Below are 17,899 nucleotides of genomic sequence, written 5' to 3' on the forward strand. Positions count from 1 at the left end.
CAATGACGTATCCGTCATCCAAACAAAAAGACGAAAACGACCGCGGCAAGCTTTTTGGTTTGTGGATCGAAAACCGAATGGTTCAAGTCGCGATTGCCACGCCGATTCAAGGCGAGCGTTATCGGCTGGAAATCGATGCGATTCGCTGTCCGATGGCGATGGGCTGGTTGACCGCATCGCATGCTTCGGCCTTTGCCGATGCGATCGCCACGCTCGTGGATCGTCATGACATGCGTCGTGGCTCGGTTTGCTTGTCGCTCGATGGAGACATCTGTGTCAACCGGATCACGCTAGGGACATCCGAGACGGTGGACCACGAATTGTCGACGCTGCAGCATCGAGTGCCGCGTTATCTGCAATTGGGCCCAGGCCAAAAGGTCACCGGATTGCTGCGGACTCGCATCGACTCGCAATCCGACTATGCCGCCACCAGTGTCGCCAATGAATCGGTCATGCGAATGATCTACGACACGCTTCGAGAGAACGATATCGAGGTTGCATGGGCGGAACCTTCGCTAATCAGCATGGCGCGATTGATCGGGCACACCAGTGCCGATTTACCACATCCCCAATTGATCGCCGATGGCACCGGAACTCGCTGGAACGTTGGAATTATCCACGAAGGACGCTTGATTCTGGATTACCGTCCGGCCACCGCAAAAACAGTCGAAGCGCTGCAAGCGACGCTGGATGGGCACATTTCTCGGTTGCAACGTTTCTGCCATCGTCACTTAGGGATCGACGGTGGAGGGCTCAAAAAACTATTGATTTGCGGCACACCCGAGAAAGTGGTTGACGCAGCGGAACGGTTTCAACGCAGTGCCGAATTCGACGAGATCGTCCTCCGTGTGCCACCGTGCCCGGATCTGTACGACATCCGCAACGTGGATTGCGAATCGCACTGCGTCCCAGCCGTCGCCTCGGTATTGCCGCTGATGCTTGGCGTGACGGTCGACCAAGTACCCGATTTGCTTCGCGATGTTCGCCGAGCCCCCGAGCTTTCGCTGCCGGCCCAACTGCTACGTGTCGCGTGGCCCGCGTTGGTTGCCGCCCTGGTATTGATGCTCAGCTTCACATTGGTCCGTCACGCTCGTCAACATGCTTCGGATTTAAAACAGGGAACCGCACAAGTCCAGGCCCAGGTGATTGCCACCCAAGCACGGATGACGGATCTGGCCCGCAAACGAGAATGGCTTGAACACTTCAAATCGATTGAGCGTCAATCCGCCGAAGTCGATTGGATAGCACTGCTTCATCAAATCACGCAAAGTTTGCCGGACTTGGCAAAACTAAATGAATACCGAGTCGAGTCCGGTTCGCACGTTCGGATCGAAGGCACGGTGCTCGCAGAACGCGTCGTCTACGAAATCCTTGAACAATTGCGTCAGTTGCCTGAGGTTAGCGAAGTGGCACTCCATTCCACCACGCCCGAAGCGAATTCGGAAGCGACCCGATTCTCGATTCGTTTGACCATGACTCCGCGTCATCCCCTCTCTGTCGAGCCAGCACAATATGAATAATCTGAATAGCCGGGCAACCCGAGCAATCGTCGCGAGCGTAAGTTTGCTTGCGATCATCGCGATAGGTATTCCATGGGTCGATGAATACTTTAGGCTGCGAAGTGAAGCACGCGAACTTCGTGCAATGGACGGTCAGTTCACGCAAGTAACAAACAATCAAAAACGTTTGCGTGAACTGGAAAACCAGATTAGCACCGACTTGGCTTCTCATCTAAATCGTTCAATCGATCCTGAAAAAAGCCAAGAAGTTCGCAGTACCTTAATCGCGATCATTCGCGATGCAGGAGGGCGACTACGAAGTCTGGAAATTAGCAAGGGGCGTGTGCGACCGTGGGCCATCGAAAACGATGATCCTCGCGAGGAATCGCCTCCACAATACAGTGACGAATCGGATTACATCTTGCATACTCATGAAATTGAGTTGCGAATTGATGGGTCCCTCGAAACGGTAACTCAAATCCTGCGAGGTATCGCCGAGCAGGGATGGTATTTGACGACCAACAACATGGTAATGATGCCCACGGAAGGGGATCTGCCCGTTGTCGCGTCCGAGATGCGATTGATTGTTTTCGGGCTTAGCCCCAAACCAATCGAAGACGAAGACGAGTTCGCTCGTCACCCCCGGGGCATTCGGATTTTCTACTAGACCACGATTTTACTTGACCACGTTTATTCGCTAACGAAATGCCGATCAGAACTAGCTGACTCAACACACTGCCATGGATGGCACAATGTCGCAAAATGATTCTATCGCCACGTCGTCGTGCTTTGCACTGCTGCGAGGACTCTTCGGACGACTGGGCATAACCCTGTTCGTCGCCGGCTGCGGCGTGGGCATCGCCGCGGGCGGCGAAACGTTTGGCACGACAGCCGAGGCGACTACCAGCCCCACGGCTACGAAACTGAATGTTGCCAACGTTCCTGATCTGATTCCCATCTCCGGCAGCGGTCACGCGGTGATTCTGAAGCCCGAAAGCCGAATATTGGCGGCAGCCGATACGTCAACCGCTCTAGACACTGCGGCTTCCATTGCAAACAAGCAACCTGAAACGACTCCGCCAGGCTCGGCTGCGGAAGGCGTCGACGAACCGTTGGCCGCGGAACCGAATCACAGCAATCCACCGAGCTTACATCCACCAGCCTCCGGTCCCCAAAGCATCGCCGAGCAGTTGGACCAAAATGGCAGTATTACATTTCGTAAAACCCCGCTCAGCGAAGTGATCTTTCTGCTCAGCGACCTTTGGAAGGTCAACATCGTCGCTGCAGATACGATCAGCGGTGAGGTCAGTGGTACCTTTTACGAAACCCCGCTACGCGAAGTCTTGTCCGCGGTGCTCAATTCATCTGGCTACAGCTATCGACAAACGGGCAACAGCTTGGTCGTATTGCCGATTGACCAAGTGGGATCGGACAATCCTGATTTTGTTTCGCGATTGATTCAGGTGCCGGCAAACGCAGGCGATCTCGACGCAACGATCGATGCCGTGCAGTTAATAATGAGCGAGCGAGGTCAGATCCGAAAAATCGGAAACGGAGCGATCTTGATTGTCGACCGGCCCGAACGCATCGATAATGTGCAAGAGTTGATTTCGAATCTGTCACCCCAGGCCGCGGCAGCGATTCCGTCGGTCCAGCATCTGCCGGCACCTGCCACCGCAGCGCCACCGAGCGACACGATTTTGACGACCGATAGTATCGCGTACTTTACGCCTCAGTTCACCGAAGCCGAAGAGATGACCGAGTCATTGCAGACGGCTCTGGGTGACAACATTACGGTGGCAACGTATGCGAAAGAAAATCGAATTATGGTCAAAGGAACGCCGGATCAATTACGACTAGCAGCCCAAGCGATCGAACAGCTTGATATCCCTCGCCCCCAAGTTCGTATCACGGCATTGATCTATGACGTCAGTTTAAAAGAGGTCGAAGGTCTCGGCGTGAACTGGTCCCATGGTCCTCATAGCCGATCGACAAGTCTGCTAGACGCTGGCACCGACGAAGAGATCAGCGTTTTTCGAAATGCGATCGAAGCGGGTACGGATCTAGGGCTGGGCAGCCCGACCTCCTCGCTCGGATTTCGCACACTTAATAACTCTTATGATGCCACCGTGACACTGCAAGCGCTTAGTGCCACATCCGAAGCCAAGATCCTTGCGGATCCGACCGTCACCGTAGGCGATCGCTGCCAAGCATCGATCAAGATCGTCCAACGTTTACCGATCGTCACTTCAGTCGTGACCAGCACTGGATCCATTCCGCAGGTCGAGTTCGAGGAAGCGGGCATCATTCTAAACGTCACGCCACGAATCAGCCGCGACGGAACGATCGAGATGCGGGTGCAACCTGAATACAGCGTCGTTGCCGAATATCGTGACGCCTACCCCGTGATCGATAGTCGCAATGCCGAAACAACAGTTCGCGTCGGCAACGGACAACTGTTTGCGATGGGAGGGCTTCGCCAAAAAAACATCACCGAAACGGTGCGTGGAGTTCCCTATTTAAAAGATGTCAAATTCATCGGTCGACTGTTTCGCAGCATGAACAGCGAGGTTCGCGAAAGTGAGCTGATTGTCTTTTTGAAACCAGAAATCATTTCGCCCTATGCGGCGGGAACGCTTCGCGAAAATCAAGCTGCCTGTGTCGCCAATGCTCAGTTGGACCAAATTCCATACGCGAGCGTTTGCCCGAACACTCCGAATTGCCGCAATCCCGAGTGCCCGAACCATTGCCCCCGCGCTCGCGTGAACGGTGGTTCTCTTGAACTTGAGATGATCGGAGGATGCGGTATCGGCTGTCCCGAACCGATGGATCAATTCGAGAGCATGCCCCCAGTCGATTCGATGATCGACGATTCGCACGTCGAAATCGTCCTGCCCACTCCGTAGCGATCGAGTGGGCGTTTGGCGGGTGACGCTTAGGCAGCGCGACGTTGGGGCACCGTTTCATTCGCAGCCGACTCACGTTGCATCGGTAACACATCGACTGTCTGTGTCGGCGGGGTCCACTGCATTCCCAGCATCCGTCCCAATCGCGTGCGGCGAACCAGCCCTTCGTAACTTAACAAGCTCAATCCGACAGCGATGCAAAAAGCGGCCGCCATCTTCAAACTCGGATTCGTTGCGGGCATCCACTGCTTCAGATCAATATGCACCAAACCGAGGATCGGGTGGTGGACCAAGTAGATCCAAAACGATGCAGCCGCTAAGTATTGCAGCGATAATGAAAGATGATTGATTTTGCGGCTCACCGCGATCGCGAGAAGGGTCACGCTATAGGCCGCCAACACCGTTGCAATTGCGAGACCTGATTGGGCCAACATGCTGTCACCGTACTGCAGATTCCATCGCCCTAGCGAAACGGCGGTCACCAACAGCATGACGCTGGCAATCGCCAACGAGGGGACTCGGTGTTGAAACCACGCCAATCGAGGATCCACTTTGGCGATCAACATTCCGGCAGCGAAAAACGTTCCACTGTAAACCCATTTGCTGAGCACGGGGAGAAACGCATGCTGAAATCCCCACACCACTTCGGGGGCAATCATCAGCGTGACGATGCCTGTGCCCACTAACAACGTCACGACAAACGCCGGGCGCTGAGCAATTTTATCAATGATATGACGGAGCGAATCGAAGCGAGCCGCTACGGCGACAACCACCACGTACAAGAACACGTAGAGCAAGAACCATAGATGACTGAGCCCCCACAAATCACGATCCACGTCACCGTCAAACTTCAAACTTTTTAACTTCACCGGTTCGACAACGCCTTCGACGACCCAGCCAAGCACCCAGGTGTACAAGTCCAATGGCAAGACCACGCACACGGCAAAGCCAAGTGGCACCAGCAATCGTTTGGCACGACTCCGGACGAGCGGTCCGCTGCCACGGCTCGATAACGTTTGCCAAGCAAAATAGCCTGCCAACACCAAAAACAACGGCATGATGAAAATCTCGATGCCCCAAAACAACCAATCCACCGATTGGCTGGCGGAATCACGCACCGACCATACCAACCCAGGCATCGGATTTTGCAGATAAGGCACACAAGCGTGCAGTAGCACCACCGCAAGCGCCGCGACTCCGCGAACCGCATCGAAACCCAACATTTTTCGTTTCGCCGGTTCGTTTGACGGATTTGCAGCCGAACTCCCATCGTCGCCGCGAGACGTACGTTGAGATGTTTGCTGAGAACGCTGAGTGGGGAATGCAATGGTCTTCATCGTGCATTGCAGATACCAAAACTAGCTCGGCGTCGAAAAGATCAAAATTCTGCTGTTTATCGTGTCGCTGAGCTATCTGCCATTGAAGCAGCGGAATCCTGCGAGACAGAAGAATTTAGCGAGAGCGATGCATCCGGCCGGGGGTGCGTAACTTCTCGGCTGGACGCTTCGAGCGCCTCGGCAAAAGTCTTGGCATCATTCAGTTCCTGGGCTCGAAACATCCGCACGTTGCCCAGATACCTTGATTCAATGCGATTGAGTTTGGCAAGTTTCTCCCAACTGAGGCCGTTGGCATAATGCCATGCGACCGCTTGGGCGACCTTCTGCGATACGTTATCGAGAGCCAGTTGCTGGCAAAGTTCAATCAATCTTGCGTCTTGCGTGTATTGATCGATCGGGATCATCCGGTATTTCACTTTGGCATTGGGCTCGGGTTTCCCCTGTTCCAAGCAAACCGTTGTGGCGACCAATTTGCGAGTTTTCTGAGCCGCAATTCGCATGAATCCCATTCCGAAACCGTTGCCTTGTCGGGCGTTGCCGCCGCCAAGATTGTTCCCAAATCCGTTGTTGCCAAACGCATTGCCGCCCTGCTGCGCCCCCTGCTGAAAACCTCCGCCGACACTTTGATTACCACCACTCTGACCGCCCTGCCCCTGAGCCGCTCCGAAGCCAGCCTGTTGCCCACCGAAACCAAATTGCCCTAGCACGGGAACCGCGGCAATCGCATTGGGTAATTTAAGATGGAGGACGTGATCGGTATGGTTTTCAACCAAAACGTTCGCGTGGTTCGCATCCAGCGCAATGAACTGGACGGACACCTGTTTCGAATCGATTGCCTCAAACAATTCCATGGTAACCGCGGGCTCGTTTGCATTCACAAAATCGCCGCTTGAGAACGAAACGGACAACAGCAACAGAGTAGCGGCAACGACACCGCGACGAACTAGCGAAAAACGCATTGGAATCCCTTGTCATTGAATGGGCGAAGCGGATTCGATCGCCCCGAACAACCGGCTCGATCGATCCAGCAGCGTCAAATGATCAAGGCACAATTCATGCCAAGCTGGTTTTGCCGCGTTTTCACGCGGAACAGAGGCACCAGGCTCAGGCAAAGTGAAACATGTGTGGCGTTTTGCAACACCGATCCGATGCAGGTCAGAGACTTTTATTTCGCAGTCGTTTCAGTGGAAACAGCCGGCATTGGAGCTTGCCAAGGAATACGGCCTCCCTGTTGAATCTGTGCCGCCAACTGCTGTTTCAACTTCGCGACCACTCGAGGCTGTTTGGCGATCTGATTGTTCGTTTCTCCGGGATCGGCCTCCAGATCATACAGTTCCATCGGAGAAAACGGATCGTTCTGCATCAACTTCCATCGTCCCTGGATCAGAGCATGGTAGGCGTGTCCCACATAGCGTCCTCCTCCTTCGCGACGGACGAAATAGAGCTCACGCTCGGAGAGTTCGGAACCGGACGCTGGCGAACCAGTTTCAAGCAGATCTTTCAATCCCACTGCGTCGATTTCGCGGGGCCGAGGTACACCCGCATATTGCAAGAAGGTCGCGCTGAGATCAAACGTCATCACCGGTTGGTCACTGCTGCTTCCCGCAGCAATTTTCCCAGGGTAGCGTACCCACGCAGGAACTCGCAGTCCGCCATCGTAATGACTCTGTTTGCCGTCACGCCAAGGATCGTTGTTTTGCGAATGAGGCAAGGAACCGCCGTTGTCCGAGGTAAATGCGATCACGGTATTGTCACGCAGTCCGAGTTCGTCGATGCGATGAAGCAATTTTCCGATTTGGTCATCCAAGTGCTCGACAAACGCAACGTTCAACGCTCGTTTGGAATCGAGTTGCGGAGAACGGCTTTGCACACGATCGAGCCATTGCTTGGGTGGTTGGATCGGAAAATGAGGAGCGTTGTAGGCGAGGTAAAGAAAAAATGGCGGTTCGGACGCTTTGGCACGCTCCGTCAGATATTCATCGGCCCACTGCGTAAACAACTCTGTCGCATGGCCTTCGGGGTCAATTTCCCGATCGTTCAGTCGCATATAATTATGGCCCTGGCGACGATGTGTGTAGTAGTCATCCATCATGTCACCAAGAAACCCATGAAAGTGGTCAAAACCACGTTCGCATGGTGTGTTGGGCGACGCTAACCCAAGATGCCACTTACCAACAATGCCCGTCTGATACCCCGCGTCGCGCAATCGGTCGGCCAATGTCGGTATATCGGTTCGCAGGTATCCCCACGAATTGGGTGCATGGGTGCGAATGACTCCAGGGACTCCTGCGCGATCGGGATACATCCCCGTCATCACCGCCGCGCGGGTCGGAGAACACACGGTGCAATTTGCTCGCATCCGAGTCAACTTCATGCCTTCGGAAGCCAATTTGTCTAAATGAGGCGTTTGCACGTCGGCCGCTCCGTGACAGGAAACGTCGCCGTAGCCAAGATCGTCCGCCAGGATCAGAATCAGATTGGGTCGAGTCTTTTTATCGGGCGATGCCAATCGCGATGCATCTGACTGCTGCGCAGCCGAGTGAACCGCGGTGATCATCCCCAGGCAACCGATGACGATCCCCCAAAATGCAAATCGCTCAAATGATGGAACGAAGGGTGCTTGCAGAAGTAATCGTTGGCGGGGCGATCTTTGGCGGCGTGATGATTGGAAGTGTGATAAGTGACCGAATGCAACTTTTCGCGAAAGCCAAATCATCTTGATCTCGTTTCAAACGTCTGCGGGGGGAAGAATCGATTGCCATTCCACATTGCCATTTCACATTGCCATTCGACTCGGCGCAGAGGCAAATCGTGGGCCCCCCAGTCTGTTCGCTTGCGGTAACCGAGTCAATTCCTTGTCCCGATCTGCAAAAAAAAACGATTGAGGGCAACCGTGGTCACCCTCAATCGTCGCGTTCATTCGATCAAGATTCGCAGCAAACGAATTACAAGTTCAAGATGATATCGTTAGCTCCACTTTCAACCTTTGCGGTCAAACCTTCGACTCGGCTGGGCGAACCGTCTTTGTTTCGAGAGCGTCCTTGCGGAGCCATCCCGACGGGTTGCAGCGTACCTTCGGCCATTTCTTCGGTCGAAGTCGTCGGAGCGACGACCTCCGGTGTCGGAGGGCTTGGATCACCAGCAACATGACCACCGATAACGGTCACTTTATGGTCTCCGATTGCCGCTCCAGGATCCCCCGTCGAATAAAACAAGGTAAAGCTACCGGTTTCATCGGTTTCGCCATACGAAGCAGCGCCATCGACGGTTGGATAGAATTCCACCTGAGCGTTGACGAAAGGTTTCCCTTCCTTCATTAGCTTGCCTTTGACCTCGGCCAGCGATGGCTTGTCACTTCGGCTGCAGCCGAGTGTGCCGACGAGCAAGCAGATTACTAGGCCCAGCGAGAGTTTCGAGACGTAATTCATTTTTATCAACTAGATACTAAAAATTTCTGAGAAGCTTATCGATTTAAATTGTGAGGAACAGAACGAGACCTAGAATTCTTCGTTCAATACGGTGCGGTCTTGGCGATCCGCCAACAGTGCGTAAATATCGAAACGAATATTTTCGCTGATAAAACGGACGCTGCCGTCGGCCAGCACGAACTGAGCTCCACCGCCGTGCGTCGAGTTGAACACGGTGTGACGACCAGGACGTCCATACCAATAGGGGCCGATGCCATGAGGCGAATAACGGCTGGTGGACGAATAGTTGATGCCAACGCGTGTCGAAGCAATGTTCATCCAATAGGCTTCGGATTGGTTGTGGTCAGCTCCACCGCCGCCGGACCAAGCTCCGCCATACCAGTTCCCAGCACGTTGATCATAGTAGTTCGAAGTCCCATCGGAGTTACGAATGCGGATTTCAGCGGATTGCTCACCCACCATCAGCGTGTTGCTGGTTCCGTCTAAGATCGATGCAAAACGTACGGGTTGGTTGTAATAGTTGTCCAATGCCACGATCACCCCGTTGTGATCCGTCATCCCGTGATAACCGTTCCAAGTCGAGTAGTTGGTGTTGTTATTGCTGAACCGTCCCGCGACACCGACATAGTTGGGGATCTGGATCTCTAGTTGGTCCGGAGCTCCCAGAGCCTTGGTGTCCGCGCTTGCGTCGTCAAGCCGAGTGGTGGGAAGCGCACTCGAAGGACAATTTAGTGCTGGGACAACTAAACCATTGAATGTTTCCCAATTTCGATTGACGCCGTTGTCGCGTGACGCCCAATCGGTTCCCGCGAACGTCGAAGCTTCAAATGCAGCACTCTGTTCAATGTACGGCAAAATACGAACGAGCCACGAGGCAGGACGATCATTGGTCGCCGTCACGGGAATCACCGCGGGTGGCATCGAACGATAGGTGTCGTGGTACAGATGAAGCGCCAAACCAAGTTGCTTCAAATTATTCGAGCATGACATCCGGCGAGCCGCTTCACGGGCGGACTGCACGGCAGGTAACAACAACCCTACTAATACCCCAATGATCGCAATGACCACCAATAGCTCGACCAGGGTGAATCCGCTGCGCTCCTTTGTACGCGTGGGTCGGGCGTACTGGATTTTGAGAATCGACATGTAATGAAATTTCCTAAAGCGTTAACCGTGATGTAGAACCAGAACTTCATCCCTGCTTGGCAGGAACGAAATTCGCACGCTCGGCCTATTCTGCAATCGGAATGCCTGAAACGCGAACCACATGACGGCATCAGACAGCCCGACGGAGGGAACGCTGGCTTTAATGGGACTTAGTCTCGCTCTGATTGATCTTCTCGCTCGCTTGCTGTCCCCTTACCCATCATCCATTTTCTTGAAAATTCTGGATGCTTTCTTGCTTACGGCTAACCTCTGTAATCAGAGCGATTTGCAACGGCATCGCGGGTGCATACGCCTTAGGCAAGTTCGTGCTAGCGATTTAAGCACCACCGCAGATACGCATGGACGACTGCGTTTTGATAGGCGGTTGGCATCATCCGCTTCGCTCGCTACGCCGGAATTCAACTCGCGTACAGGCTTGGTACTGCGACGCGACCTAAGCCAGCGATTCCTGATCGGGTTCGGGATAATGAACAGAAAAAGGCAATAAAAATCCCCCGCATCCGGAGCGGATGCGGGGGTTCGCTAGGCAAAAGAGATTGACGGTCGCAGAAACCGGCGAGAGAGACTTACTTGCCCTGACTTATTTCACCTGGACGAGGTTAAATCGAGCGAGTTGTTCTCGCTCTTCCTTGGTGAAAGCCATGTCCACGTAATGAATCGATTTTAGCCCCTTCATCTCAGCCATGGCATCGACGATACGAGCACGGTAGGCATCCGAAAAGAAGATACTGTCGCCGTCTTGGGCGTTTCCATACCATCCGATCCACAAATCCGTCACCGAATCAAAGTACTTTAGCGACGACAAATTATCAGGTTTGATCGTCGAATTGATGATCCTCAACTCACGCACCTTCAATGCCTCGATCGGCTTAAGCGTACTGATCGAGGTTCCGCTTAGATCCAACGCATCTAATTCATGAAAATTCCTGCCTAGAATTTCCAACGTCGAATCGTCAGCGTGTCCCCCACCCACAAGCCGGGTGGATTCGGGCGACAGATCAATACGGCGAATTCCTGGCAGTGCTGCTGCGAGTCGCAGGTTGCGGTTTAGTTCCAGCGGCGAACGAACGGCTTGAAATGAGACCGAAGGGAATGAGGGCAAATCCGCCTCGACGATCCTAGTTGGCGTTCCAGACACAGCGACATTGGAAATTAATAATTGACGCCACACATCGGTGATCGCTTGATGATGTTGGTTTCGTTTCAATGTGCTGCTGATTTCTTGGCTCGCTCCATAGATTACCAACGCCATCAACAAAACGCCAAATGCGGCCAAGAAGGTCGTCAGCCATTCAGGACGGTTGGACCATCGAAACGGAGAGCGCGCGGGGATCGCAGGCGGTTCCTTTCTTCGCTTGGTCGGGGGTTCCATCGCTATCGATGGCATGGGCAAATCAGCTGCGGCGTTGGAATGCCGAGATGATATGTCGGCAAGCCGCGGATCTCTTTTGGCCTTCACGGTAAATATCACTCCAAATAGACAAACAAAATAGAAAAAGGAGAGAACGACTCTTAAACTAGCACAACGTGAGTTGTATTTCCCACGGAAAATGATGAAGTTTTAAAGGCAATTTGCCACAATTGACCCAGTAAGCAGTGCGGCAACCCGCCCCCCGACAAGTGCACGCAAGCCAGGTTTCGGACCTCCGAAGCACATAGAGTGGCTGCCCCAGATTGCAATTGACCTTGGTGTTAACGCAGACGAAGCATCGGAAAGACTCGGGAAATTTGCTAATTTATTCAGTTCGATCCCGACAACGGCTGGGATGCGAGTTTTTTGTAGAGAGAGCTCGCCTCGCTAGGGTTTACGGATAACTTGGTTCCCATTTACTTCTCGTTTCCTAATCACTGATCTTTTTTGAGCGTCATCGAGCGCCGCTGCTTTTTATGCCTGACCCGCAATCAATCCACTCCGTTCTAGCTCGCCATTTTGGCTATCCGTCATTCCGCCCCTCTCAGCAAGCGGTGATCGAGCACGTTTTGGCGGGGCACCATGCGATGGTGGTGATGCCGACCGGAATGGGGAAATCGTTGTGCTACCAGATTCCAGCTTTAACAATTCCGACGGACCAACACGAAGCGAGCCACAATGAAATTGTCTTAGTTCTGTCTCCTTTGGTTGCGTTGATGCATGACCAAGTCAGCGATTTGAGGTCACGAGGCATCGATGCAGCGTACATCAATTCGTCGTTAGATCGCTCGACTCGCGAGACCCGCTATGTGGAAGTCGCATCGGGAAAGTACAGACTGCTGTACGTGACACCGGAGCGATTTCGCAAGCAGGAGTTCCGCACGATTATTGCAAAACGTCACATCAAGTTATTGGCAATCGATGAAGCCCACTGCGTCAGCCAGTGGGGGCATGACTTTCGCCCCGACTATTCACGCGTCGGTGAGATTCGAGAACGGTTGGGCTTTCCTACCACGATTGCTTTGACAGCGACGGCGACGAAGGAATGTCGCCACGACATCTATAAGCAGCTAGGAATTCCGGCAGACGAAATTCAATTGTTTTATCAAGGCATCGAGCGACCGAACCTGCGACTCGATGTCGAACACGTGATGGGAGATCAAGAGAAACTTGATGCCATCGAGCGACTGCTTTCGGACGAAGAGTATCGCGGCGGCAGCGTTGTGATCTATTTTTCACTGATCAAAACCTTGACGAGATTCAGCGACCAACTGCTCAGCCAGGGAGTGGATCACGATTGTTACCATGGCGACTTGCCAAGCCCCAAACGCCGTCAAGTTCACAACCGTTTTTTGAGTGGCGAAACCGATGTCGTGCTGGCAACCAACGCATTTGGAATGGGGATTGATAAAGCGAATATCCGCGTGTTGATCCATGCTGAAACTCCGGGTTCAATTGAATCGTATTACCAGGAAGTGGGACGAGCTGGACGCGACCATCAGCCGAGTCGATGTGTGTGGTTGTACGACCAAAGCGATTTGATGACGCAGATGCAATTTATTGAATGGTCTAATCCGGATGCGGATTTCTACGGTCGACTACTCAATCTGCTGATCGAACATAACGAGTCGTGCCGCGCATTTGGGATCGATTGGATGAACGATCGACTGCAGCGAGTCAGTCGCCACGACCACCGCATTGCCACAGCGTTCGCGATGCTCGATCGAGCTGGCGTCATCGCCGGCCCTCATCCACCGCATTGTTTCGATGTGTTGACTGCGGTGCCCGAACATTTTCGGAATCAGGAGGCGTTGGCGGAAAAGAAACGCCGAGACCAGCAGCGGTTATACGCGATGGTACAACTTGCCGGTGAATCCAATGACCGCAAGGCCTTTTTACAACGCTACTTCGAAGGAGAGGCTAATTGAGGGAGAGGCTAATTGTTGAATGCCTCAACCGGAGATGGCCAATTTCGGATGTTGCTAAGCCGGGTGAATCGACTTCCTGATCGCGCACATTGGAGTTTGCATTGCAGATCGCTGGAAAATTGGTCATGTTGGGTAGGGCACTCTCTGGGCAATGATGGTTCAGCCCTTCTCCCCCAACCCTTTCTCGAACTCCTCGCCACCTCGACCCATTTTGATGACTGCACCTTCTGACGATTTCCCTTTAACCGGCCGACTTGCATCGATTGATTTTGGCAGCGTGCGGATTGGGATCGCGGTGTGTGATCCTGATCGAATTTTGGCCAGTCCGCTGGAGGTTCGTGCCGCCGAACAATGGAAACAGGACGGGGACTATTATCGCGAACTCACAAAGTCGGAACGCATTTCCGCTTTTGTAGTTGGGCTTCCCATTCACTTGGATGGTGGGGAAAGTGAAAAGAGCACACAAGCTCGCGAATTTGCGAGTTGGCTTTCTCAAACCACCGGCAAACCGGTTCGGTTGTTTGACGAGCGATTTACCACAGCCGATGCCAACAATCGCATGCGGGCGGCAGGCTACAGTCGGGCGGGTAAAAAGAAACGGATCGACGCTATCGCCGCCCTGGTAATCCTCGAATCTTTCATCGAAGCGTGCCGCTATCGAGGCGAAATTGTGGGCATCCCCTCGAACGAGCCGATCCCCGTCAAGGGAGAGTCGATTGACTAAGCCCGCTGCTTGGCTAACCCTGTACCGATCCATCGCCGATCGAGAGGCAACGCAAACGGGCAAGCCAAAATCGCCGGATGCTACGCGGCGTCACCTGCCGAAAGAGCCAACATCAAATCAAGAAAGCGTTGGTCGGCATCACGACGACGACGAACACGCTCTGAAATGCTCCAGCCCGAACGAATCGCGAGCACACGTCGCGAAATCTCAGCATCGGAAACGCGTACATCGCTGCGGTTCTCTTTCGATACTGCAGCGATGGTCGTCGTAGGGGACACTCTTTTCTCACAAATCATTGTCGACATGGTCGAATCCTTCCAATGGAAATCAAAGTAGTTAAGGAACACTTCAAAAGCCGGCTGGGGATAATCCCCAATGCCGTTCTATCCGTAATGATTAAGCAGCTTCACAGGCCGACAACGCGTCGATCAAATCGAGAAACCGCTTGTCGGCTTCCCGTCGACGACGAACTCGCTCGGCAATACTCCAGCCAGAGCGAATCGCAACGACTCGGCGCGAAATCTCAACATCCGAAAGTCGAATCTCATTTTGAGTCGATGGAGTTGAATTAGAGACAGTCTCGGGGCGAGTAGCGGTCAACATTGATGAATCCCTCCAGGAAAGTAATCGCTTAGGCGTTATTCAGGCTTCAGCTACATTTGTTTCGCCACATCGGCTGACATCGCCGAGGACGAAGCAGGAGGGAAGCAATCAGGATGCCAATCCAACCTGATAGACCGGCGAAAAAACGAGAAAGTTCGCGTCTGCAGAGCGACCTCACACCAAAAACAGCAAAAAACGTTGCAAAACAGGCATGTTTTATTTGCGACCCGATTTCCAAAAAATTTAGTCGCCCCAGATCGACTGCTCAAACGTTGGTAAGTTTTTCAACGATCTAGCCGGAATTACCATCACAATGCAATCCACCGCCGAGCTGCCAACGATTGCATGCAAAACGGCGTGCCATGTCGCTTGAGTGCATCGCCCTTGCAGATCGACATATTGCAGCTGCTCGTTTGCATCGTACAGCATGCCTTCGATCTGCTGCCCCTGATCGGCGGACCAGACGAATGATCCATCCAGCTCGAAATAGAGTTGTGGCAATAATTGCAATCGCGTGGCCGCTTCTTCAAAACTTGTTTGTAACGCCCCTCGTTCGGGCCCGTACAAATAAACGTGAAATTGCTTGATCGCTGACGTCATGGCAAAGTGGCCCAAAGGGGGGCGGTGGATAGGACGGCGGACACAATGGACCGCACTGGTGTTTACGACTACTGGGTGTTTACGACTACTGGGTTCATGACGCGACTGGGATTCACAACACAGCGGCAACATGCGTCGCACTTTGGCAAATTTCCCCAGGCGGGGCATTATGCCCGATGTCCATTAATGAATCAGGGTGTCGAGGCCCAGGCAAATGACGCCATTCTCAGAAATTGCGACATTGGCAGAGATGGTGGCGTTCACCGCCCCAAACAAATTCGCGGCAATTCGAGACGCAGCCTATTACCGCCCCCCAACGTTCAATTTCCAGTCAAAAATCGACCTTCAAGAACAGCATTCCGACATCACACCCCAGGTGAAATCGAAGCAAAACAGTGGGCGTGCCCGGAGCAAATCCCTAACGCCGCGGACGCGGATTAAACAGCCCCCGGCATGATGTTTGCGTGTTAAGAATACAACCACAAAACGGTTAGACAAGTCTGCCAAAAGTGACAAAACAAAGCGTCAAGATTGCGGCGTTTTGTTGCTGCGGACGGCGACAGGTTGGCAAGTTGGCACGCGGGTATCGTAGCGAGAATTCGAACCCGTGGGAACTTTCAAGCCTCTTAATGCGTAAACAGTAATGCGCATATGGTCACTTAGGACGCGATTCTAGGATGTGATTCATTGGTGCATCACTGGGGTAGATTCACTAGCGTCCTCGAAATGGTGAGTGCGTGAATACAAATCTTGCTGAGAAAGTGGAATGAGCCCTTTTGGGTAGAGCGATTTTTAGGCTCGAAACGTTAGCCTCGTTCGCTTTCTTATTTTACATAGAAGGAATAGGAAATGGTTTCTCTCAATTCGAATTCCGAACACACGACGATACGCGGCGGTTTCGATTCTCCGGCGCTGCGACAGGATGACAGTCCGTTGCGGAGTCAGGAAGAATTGTCGGATTCGCTAGGGATGTACCTAAAACAAATGGGCCGCACCTCGCTGTTGTCAGCAGACCAGGAATTGGCACTGGCGGTGCAGATGGATGATGCCCGTACCCTATTTCGACATAATCTGCTGCGCGTTCGCTTCATTGCCGAGGATGCCGTTGTATCGCTTCACGAGATCGTGACGGGAGATGCGCGGGCAGACCGAAGCCTCAGCTACGCCGTCACGGACGAGAAGGTCAAGCGTCAAACCCTCAGCCGACTCGAACCGAATGTTCGCACACTCCAATCGCTGCTCGCACTGAACAACGCCGACTACGAAGCGATCCGCGATCGTCGATTGACATTGGCGCAACGTAGTGAGGCTCGCAGCCGCTATCTGCGTCGCCGAGAATCGATCGTGACCTTGATCGAAGAACTTGGGTTGCGATTGCCGGCGATCGAACAGCACTATGAAAATTTGCTCTGGATGAACCGCCGACTCAAAATCTTGCGAGAGCGTCGTTCGGAATTGACACTCGAAGAGCATGCCGAATACGAAACCATTTTGCGGCGTACCCAACACTCTAGCTGCGGACTGGATCGACGAGCCCAGGAACTCGAGCGTGCCTATTCGCTTTACACCTCGACCAAACAAAAGTTGGTCGAAGCCAATCTTCGCTTGGTCGTTTCGATAGCGAAAAAGTATCGCGGTCGCGGCTTAGCCTTTTTGGATTTGATCCAAGAGGGCAACTCGGGATTGATGCGGGCGGTCGAGAAATTCGAGGCCAGCAAAGGCTTTAAATTGTCGACCTATGCAACTTGGTGGATTCGCCAAGCGATCGGTCGTGCCGTTGCTGAACAAAGCCGCACGATTCGTATCCCCGTGCATGTCGTTGGCGAGATGAATGAATTGCAACGAACGATCAGCGATCTTTATCAGCAACTAAGTCATCGGCCTACCCATCGTGAAGTGGCCGATACCGCAGGGCTGAGCGATGAACGGCTGGTCGTACTCGAACGTTCATTGAGCACTAGCTACAGTCTGGATAACAGCTCGGCCGGCGAGGTCCCTACGAATCTGCGTGATATCCTGCAGGAAGAAGATACCGCGCCGCTGGGCACCGAAGTGGATGCCAATTCGTTGAGCCACCGCTTGGAATCGCTGCTCGATCAGCTTGATGAACGCGAACAGTCCATTGTGCGAATGCGTTTTCGGTTTTGATGACTACTCACCTCAAACACTGTCGGAAGTGGCAAAGGTGTTCAACATCAGCCGTGAACGAGTGCGACAAAATCGAACGTCGTGCGTTACGAAAACTGCAGCAGCACAACGAGATCAACAGCCTAGTCGGTTTCCTTGACTAGCTTTC

16 protein-coding genes are annotated in these 17,899 nt (G+C 53.2%); 7 read left to right on the top strand and 9 right to left on the bottom strand.

Annotated features, from left to right (window positions below; genetic code table 11):
- The first annotated feature begins 2 nt into the window (after positions 1-2).
- The 3 genes from RMSM_RS32750 to RMSM_RS32760 all read left to right on the top strand — a co-directional run bounded on the left by RMSM_RS32750 (position 3) and on the right by RMSM_RS32760 (position 4,405).
- A complete protein-coding gene (locus RMSM_RS32750; RefSeq protein WP_008707852.1) occupies positions 3-1,520 on the top strand; it encodes a PilN domain-containing protein in 1,518 nt (505 codons plus the stop codon).
- Positions 1,513-2,166 carry a hypothetical protein gene (locus RMSM_RS32755; RefSeq protein ID WP_040770730.1) on the top strand — a complete coding sequence of 218 codons (654 nt, stop codon included), beginning with the start codon at positions 1,513-1,515 and terminating at the stop codon, positions 2,164-2,166. Before RMSM_RS32750 ends, RMSM_RS32755 begins: the two co-directional genes overlap by 8 nt.
- Before the next feature lie 85 nt (positions 2,167-2,251).
- On the top strand, positions 2,252-4,405 hold the full coding sequence (locus RMSM_RS32760; protein ID WP_160168427.1) for a secretin N-terminal domain-containing protein: 2,154 nt from the start codon (positions 2,252-2,254) through the stop codon (positions 4,403-4,405).
- Positions 4,406-4,434: 29 nt separating this feature from the next.
- Here RMSM_RS32760 and RMSM_RS32765 read toward each other — a convergent pair whose 3' ends face one another.
- From RMSM_RS32765 to RMSM_RS32790, 6 genes are all read right to left on the bottom strand, one after another.
- On the bottom strand, positions 4,435-5,742 hold the full coding sequence (locus RMSM_RS32765) for an acyltransferase family protein (protein WP_008707858.1): 1,308 nt from the start codon (positions 5,740-5,742) through the stop codon (positions 4,435-4,437).
- Between the two features lie 56 nt (positions 5,743-5,798).
- The gene (locus RMSM_RS37655; RefSeq protein WP_008707860.1) at positions 5,799-6,701 is read right to left on the bottom strand and encodes a hypothetical protein; all 903 of its coding nucleotides are present in this window, start codon (positions 6,699-6,701) and stop codon (positions 5,799-5,801) included.
- 206 nt (positions 6,702-6,907) lie between these two features.
- The gene (locus RMSM_RS32775; RefSeq protein ID WP_008707865.1) at positions 6,908-8,299 is read right to left on the bottom strand and encodes a sulfatase family protein; all 1,392 of its coding nucleotides are present in this window, start codon (positions 8,297-8,299) and stop codon (positions 6,908-6,910) included.
- A gap of 388 nt (positions 8,300-8,687) precedes the next feature.
- Positions 8,688-9,170, bottom strand: a complete 483-nt coding sequence (locus tag RMSM_RS37660; protein WP_008707868.1) for a transthyretin-like family protein — start codon at positions 9,168-9,170, stop codon at positions 8,688-8,690.
- Positions 9,171-9,239: 69 nt separating this feature from the next.
- A complete protein-coding gene (locus tag RMSM_RS32785; protein ID WP_008707870.1) occupies positions 9,240-10,316 on the bottom strand; it encodes a DUF1559 domain-containing protein in 1,077 nt (358 codons plus the stop codon).
- Positions 10,317-10,917: 601 nt separating this feature from the next.
- The gene (locus RMSM_RS32790; protein WP_008707873.1) at positions 10,918-11,709 is read right to left on the bottom strand and encodes a hypothetical protein; all 792 of its coding nucleotides are present in this window, start codon (positions 11,707-11,709) and stop codon (positions 10,918-10,920) included.
- A 515-nt stretch (positions 11,710-12,224) separates the two neighbouring features.
- On the opposite strand from RMSM_RS32790, the gene RMSM_RS32795 reads away from it, so the two are divergent.
- Positions 12,225-13,676, top strand: coding sequence for a RecQ family ATP-dependent DNA helicase (locus RMSM_RS32795; protein ID WP_008707875.1), 1,452 nt, complete (start codon positions 12,225-12,227; stop codon positions 13,674-13,676).
- A gap of 214 nt (positions 13,677-13,890) precedes the next feature.
- Positions 13,891-14,400 (top strand): Holliday junction resolvase RuvX, encoded by a 510-nt coding sequence (ruvX, locus tag RMSM_RS32800; RefSeq protein ID WP_008707877.1) that lies wholly within the window; start codon positions 13,891-13,893, stop codon positions 14,398-14,400.
- An 80-nt stretch (positions 14,401-14,480) separates the two neighbouring features.
- Here ruvX and RMSM_RS32805 read toward each other — a convergent pair whose 3' ends face one another.
- The 3 genes from RMSM_RS32805 to RMSM_RS32815 all read right to left on the bottom strand — a co-directional run bounded on the left by RMSM_RS32805 (position 14,481) and on the right by RMSM_RS32815 (position 15,603).
- Positions 14,481-14,705 (bottom strand): hypothetical protein, encoded by a 225-nt coding sequence (locus RMSM_RS32805; protein ID WP_236622399.1) that lies wholly within the window; start codon positions 14,703-14,705, stop codon positions 14,481-14,483.
- 91 nt (positions 14,706-14,796) lie between these two features.
- On the bottom strand, positions 14,797-15,003 hold the full coding sequence (locus RMSM_RS39125; RefSeq protein ID WP_008707881.1) for a hypothetical protein: 207 nt from the start codon (positions 15,001-15,003) through the stop codon (positions 14,797-14,799).
- Between the two features lie 243 nt (positions 15,004-15,246).
- Complete coding sequence (locus RMSM_RS32815; RefSeq protein ID WP_008707884.1) at positions 15,247-15,603, bottom strand: hypothetical protein; 357 nt, start codon at positions 15,601-15,603, stop codon at positions 15,247-15,249.
- Positions 15,604-16,452: 849 nt separating this feature from the next.
- Between RMSM_RS32815 and RMSM_RS32825 the strand changes: the two genes are divergently transcribed.
- Together RMSM_RS32825 and RMSM_RS43915 are read left to right on the top strand one after the other, a co-directional pair.
- The gene (locus RMSM_RS32825) at positions 16,453-17,751 is read left to right on the top strand and encodes an RNA polymerase sigma factor RpoD/SigA (protein WP_008707891.1); all 1,299 of its coding nucleotides are present in this window, start codon (positions 16,453-16,455) and stop codon (positions 17,749-17,751) included.
- The gene (locus RMSM_RS43915) at positions 17,708-17,890 is read left to right on the top strand and encodes a sigma factor-like helix-turn-helix DNA-binding protein (RefSeq protein ID WP_081614423.1); all 183 of its coding nucleotides are present in this window, start codon (positions 17,708-17,710) and stop codon (positions 17,888-17,890) included. Before RMSM_RS32825 ends, RMSM_RS43915 begins: the two co-directional genes overlap by 44 nt.
- The last annotated feature ends 9 nt before the right edge of the window (positions 17,891-17,899 follow it).

The sequence above is a fragment of the Rhodopirellula maiorica SM1 genome (genome assembly GCF_000346295.1).
GTDB classification, from domain to species: Bacteria; Planctomycetota; Planctomycetia; order Pirellulales; family Pirellulaceae; genus Novipirellula; species Novipirellula maiorica.

What these genes read in the sequence shown, in the direction of transcription:
- RMSM_RS32750 (WP_008707852.1), top strand. Translation starts at nt 3, where the DNA reads ATGACGTATCCGTCATCCAAACAAAAAGACGAAAACGACCGCGGCAAG.
- RMSM_RS32755 (WP_040770730.1), top strand. Translation starts at nt 1,513, where the DNA reads ATGAATAATCTGAATAGCCGGGCAACCCGAGCAATCGTCGCGAGCGTA.
- RMSM_RS32760 (WP_160168427.1), top strand. Translation starts at nt 2,252, where the DNA reads ATGTCGCAAAATGATTCTATCGCCACGTCGTCGTGCTTTGCACTGCTG.
- RMSM_RS32765 (WP_008707858.1), bottom strand. Translation starts at nt 5,742, where the DNA reads ATGAAGACCATTGCATTCCCCACTCAGCGTTCTCAGCAAACATCTCAA.
- RMSM_RS37655 (WP_008707860.1), bottom strand. Translation starts at nt 6,701, where the DNA reads ATGCGTTTTTCGCTAGTTCGTCGCGGTGTCGTTGCCGCTACTCTGTTG.
- RMSM_RS32775 (WP_008707865.1), bottom strand. Translation starts at nt 8,299, where the DNA reads ATGATCACCGCGGTTCACTCGGCTGCGCAGCAGTCAGATGCATCGCGA.
- RMSM_RS37660 (WP_008707868.1), bottom strand. Translation starts at nt 9,170, where the DNA reads ATGAATTACGTCTCGAAACTCTCGCTGGGCCTAGTAATCTGCTTGCTC.
- RMSM_RS32785 (WP_008707870.1), bottom strand. Translation starts at nt 10,316, where the DNA reads ATGTCGATTCTCAAAATCCAGTACGCCCGACCCACGCGTACAAAGGAG.
- RMSM_RS32790 (WP_008707873.1), bottom strand. Translation starts at nt 11,709, where the DNA reads ATGGAACCCCCGACCAAGCGAAGAAAGGAACCGCCTGCGATCCCCGCG.
- RMSM_RS32795 (WP_008707875.1), top strand. Translation starts at nt 12,225, where the DNA reads ATGCCTGACCCGCAATCAATCCACTCCGTTCTAGCTCGCCATTTTGGC.
- ruvX (WP_008707877.1), top strand. Translation starts at nt 13,891, where the DNA reads ATGACTGCACCTTCTGACGATTTCCCTTTAACCGGCCGACTTGCATCG.
- RMSM_RS32805 (WP_236622399.1), bottom strand. Translation starts at nt 14,705, where the DNA reads ATGTCGACAATGATTTGTGAGAAAAGAGTGTCCCCTACGACGACCATC.
- RMSM_RS39125 (WP_008707881.1), bottom strand. Translation starts at nt 15,003, where the DNA reads ATGTTGACCGCTACTCGCCCCGAGACTGTCTCTAATTCAACTCCATCG.
- RMSM_RS32815 (WP_008707884.1), bottom strand. Translation starts at nt 15,603, where the DNA reads ATGACGTCAGCGATCAAGCAATTTCACGTTTATTTGTACGGGCCCGAA.
- RMSM_RS32825 (WP_008707891.1), top strand. Translation starts at nt 16,453, where the DNA reads ATGGTTTCTCTCAATTCGAATTCCGAACACACGACGATACGCGGCGGT.
- RMSM_RS43915 (WP_081614423.1), top strand. Translation starts at nt 17,708, where the DNA reads ATGAACGCGAACAGTCCATTGTGCGAATGCGTTTTCGGTTTTGATGAC.